This is a genomic window from Chthoniobacter sp. (assembly GCF_040003245.1).
Lineage (GTDB): Bacteria > Verrucomicrobiota > Verrucomicrobiia > Chthoniobacterales > Chthoniobacteraceae > Chthoniobacter.
The window spans coordinates 1-3,525 of record NZ_JBDUCX010000389.1 but is presented as its reverse complement, the minus strand read 5'-3'; the positions used below and the strand labels follow the sequence as shown (position 1 = coordinate 3,525).

At 62.8% G+C, this 3,525-nt stretch carries 2 protein-coding genes and 1 pseudogene; 1 reads left to right on the top strand and 2 read right to left on the bottom strand.

Annotated features, from left to right (window positions below; all coding sequences use genetic code 11):
- Positions 1-688: pseudogene (locus ABJF10_RS30040) on the bottom strand (hypothetical protein); the annotation flags it as partial.
- 10 nt (positions 689-698) lie between these two features.
- Complete coding sequence (locus ABJF10_RS30035; RefSeq protein WP_348548283.1) at positions 699-1,499, bottom strand: ABC transporter ATP-binding protein; 801 nt, start codon at positions 1,497-1,499, stop codon at positions 699-701.
- A gap of 192 nt (positions 1,500-1,691) precedes the next feature.
- Here ABJF10_RS30035 and ABJF10_RS30030 point away from each other — a divergent pair.
- Positions 1,692-3,525, top strand: a 1,834-nt coding sequence (locus ABJF10_RS30030) for a glycosyltransferase (protein WP_348548282.1), incomplete at its 3' end; no start/stop codon positions are given.

Here is a 3,525-nt window from a genome sequence, read left to right as displayed (position 1 = left end):
GGTAGCTGAACCCGCCGGCCCCGCCGGATTTGCAACGCCGCACGTAGTCGATGGCATCGTCGATGGTCTGCTGCGGCACGTCGAAGCCGCCATTTTTCGCCGCGCGCAAGGCGACGACTTGCATCACGGTGATGGAGATATCGGCGTCGCCGGGGAAGGGCCGGTAGCGCCAGCCGCCCTTGGAATCACCGCGCTCGCTCTGGGTCGTGACGATCAGTTTCACGGCACGCTCCAGCTTCGCGCGGATGGCGGGGGAGCGAGTCTGCCCGTACAACTCGGCGAGGGCGATCGTGGCGATGCCATGATTGTACATGTATTGGCCGGCGCTGACGCCGCGGTAGGTGCCATCGGGCTGGAGCGAATCGAGCAGGAACTGCATGCCCGCATTGACCTGGCGCGCGTAGTCGCCTTCCTCGGGGAGATTGCCCGCGGCCATGAAAGCGAGCAGCACGTATCCGGTGATGGCCACGGGATGATCGCCGCGGCGGCCCACGGCGGTCCAGGAGCCGTTGGTCTGCTGCTGGGCGGCCAGATAGTGCAGCGCGCCGTTGATCACGGCTTCCGTGGGGGGATCGACGACGACCGAGTCGGGAGTGACCGGCTCCTCGCTGCGGACCACAATGGGACTGGCCATCAGCGCCGCGCACAGGGCGGTGGCGAGGAAGCGAAGGGAGCGGGGCGGGGGCACGGGCGGTAAGCTAACCCGGCCCGCGCAAATGGGAAGTCGCGCGCAAGGTGTAGTGCCCGTCTTTCTGCGCGAGCCGCAATGGTGCGTCGAAGGTTTTGCTCAGGTTGGCGGAGTTGAGGACCGCCTGTTTTTTGCCCGAGGCGAGGACGCGGCCCTGGCGGAGGAGGAGAGCGTGGGTGAAGACGGGGACGATTTCCTCGACGTGATGCGTGACAAAGACCAGCGCGGGGGCGCCCCGCCGGGAGCCGAGGCGCTGGAGGAAGGCGAGGAAATGTTCGCGGGCGACGGGGTCGAGGCCGGCGCAAGGTTCGTCCAGGATGAGCAGGCGGGGCTTCGCCATGAGAGCGCGGCCGATGAGGATGCGCTGGCGCTCGCCCTGGCTGAGCACTTCCCAGCGACGGTCGGCCAGGTAGGTGGCCTCCACGTCGCGAAGGATGCGCCGGGCAGCGACGCGGTCGGCGGATTTGATGCGGCCCCAGTAGTCGATCATGGCGTATTTGCCGCTGATGACAGTGGTGAGCGCGAGTTCGTGGTCGGCCATCATCTGGCGTACACTGGAGCTGACGATGCCGACGAGCAGGCGGAGTTCGCGCCAGTCGCTTTCGCCGAAAGTCTGCCCGAGCACGGAAATGCCACCGCTGGTCGAGGAGAGATAGCCGGTCAGACAACTGAGCAGAGACGTCTTGCCGGAACCGTTGGCTCCGAGGATGACCCAGTGCTCGCCGCGCTGGACCGTCCACGACAGGTCGTCGAGGATGCGCGTTTCGCTGCGGCGGACGGTGAGATTACTGACGCTGAGGATCGGAGGCATGGGAAGGGTGGGAGAGATGGAAAATGGAAAATGGGGAATGAGGAAGGAAGCCGCAAATGGCGTGGGATGAATTTCGGGAGGCGTTCTCGCGTCATTCGACACCCGCCCACCGCATTTCCTACTTCTCATTCCTCATTTCCCACCCTCCACTTGCCGAGTCCGTGCTATCACGGTAAGAAAAGCGCCCTTTCCATGCCCGAAGTCCTTGAGCCCAGTGCTCCTCCCGATACGTCCGTTGCCCCTTTTGAACAGATTCGCGTCCGCGCGAAGTTCTTTTTCGAGGGGGACAAGAAGTGGTTTATCAAGGGCGTGACCTATGGGCCGTTTGCCCCGGATGCGGCGGGGGATTTCGTGGGCGACCCGGAAAAGGCGCGCCGCGATTTCACGCTCATGCAGGCGATGGGGATCAACCTGCTGCGTATCTATCACATTCCGCCGCGCTGGTTCCTGGACCTCGCGCGGGAGTTTCGCCTGCGGGTGCTCATCTCGATTCCCTGGGCGGAGCATGTCGAGTTCCTGAACAACCCGAAGATCCGCCGGCAGGTCGAGCAGACGATTCGCGAAGGGGTGGCCAAGAACAAGGGACACGAGGCGATCCTCGGTTACTACGTGGGTAACGAGATTCCGTATGCCATGGTCCGCTGGCTGGGCGCGCGGCGGGTGATCGAGTTTGTCGAGAAGCTCATCCGGATCGCCCGTGAGGCGGATCCGCGTCCGCTCTATAGCTACGCGGCTTATCCGCCCACCGAGTATCTGCTGCCGAGTAATGTCGATTTCGTTTCCTACAATGTCTATCTCGAGCGGCAGCGCGATTTTGAGAAATATCTCGCGCGGCTGCAAAACCTGGCCGAGGACCGGCCGCTGATCTTTGGTGAATTCGGACTGGATACCATTCGCAAGGGCGAGCAGGAGCAGGCCGACGTGCTCTCCTGGCATCTTGAAAGCGTGGTGCGCGGCGGCGCCGCCGGGACCATCTTCTTTGCCTGGACGGACGAGTGGTTCACCGGCGGGCATGACATCACGGACTGGGCTTTCGGCCTCGTCACGCGCGAGCGTGAGCCGAAGAAGGCTTTTTACGAATTGCAGAAGTATTTGCGCTGCGACGGCTCGATCACCGAGCGCGTAAAGCTCGAGCGTTATCCGCGGACGAGCGTGATCGTATGCAGTTACAATGGCGGCAAGACGCTCAAGGACTGCCTGGAATCGCTCGACGAAGTGACGTATCCCGACTTCGAGATCGTGCTGGTCGATGATGGCTCGAAGGATGATTCGCAGGCCCTCGTGAAGGCCTGGCTGGAAAAACGGCAGGCGCGTTTTAGCGGCGTGAGCAAAGACGAAGAAACCGCCGCGAAGGTGACCGGTCAGCATCACGACGCGCGGGTGGAGGCCTACAAGGGCGGAGGAAAATTGCCGGATTTCATCTGGATCGTGCAGCCAAACATGGGGCTGAGTTATGCCCGCAATGCCGGTGCCCACGCGGCCACCGGCGAAGTCTTTGCTTACACGGACAGCGACTGCATGGCGGACCCTGACTGGCTTTACTACATGATTGGGACGCTAATCAGTGGCGATTACGTCGGCGTGGGCGGCCCGAACATTTCGCCGCCGGCGGTCAATTGGATCCAGGCTGCGGTCTCGGCGGCGCCGGGCGGGCCGAGCCACGTGCTGCTCACCGATGTGGTGGCGGAGCACATTCCCGGCTGTAACATGGCTTTTCACCGTGCGGCCTTTCACAGTGTGATCGGTTTCGATACCGAATATCGCAAGGCGGGTGATGACGTGGATTTTTGCTGGCGCTTGCAGACCAACGGTGGAGTCATTGCCTTCGCCCCGAGTGCGATCGTGTGGCACTACCGGCGGTTCACGCTCCAGGCCTTTCGCAAGCAGCAGGAAGGTTATGGCGAGGCGGAATCGATGCTGCGGTTCAAGCACCTGATTTTCTTCGGCCCCACGGGGACGGCGAAATGGAAGGGCCAGATTTACGGGGCGCCGCGCTTCACGTGGCTCTTCAACAAGCCGATCATCT

What these genes read in the sequence shown, in the direction of transcription:
- ABJF10_RS30035 (WP_348548283.1), bottom strand. Translation starts at nt 1,499, where the DNA reads ATGCCTCCGATCCTCAGCGTCAGTAATCTCACCGTCCGCCGCAGCGAA.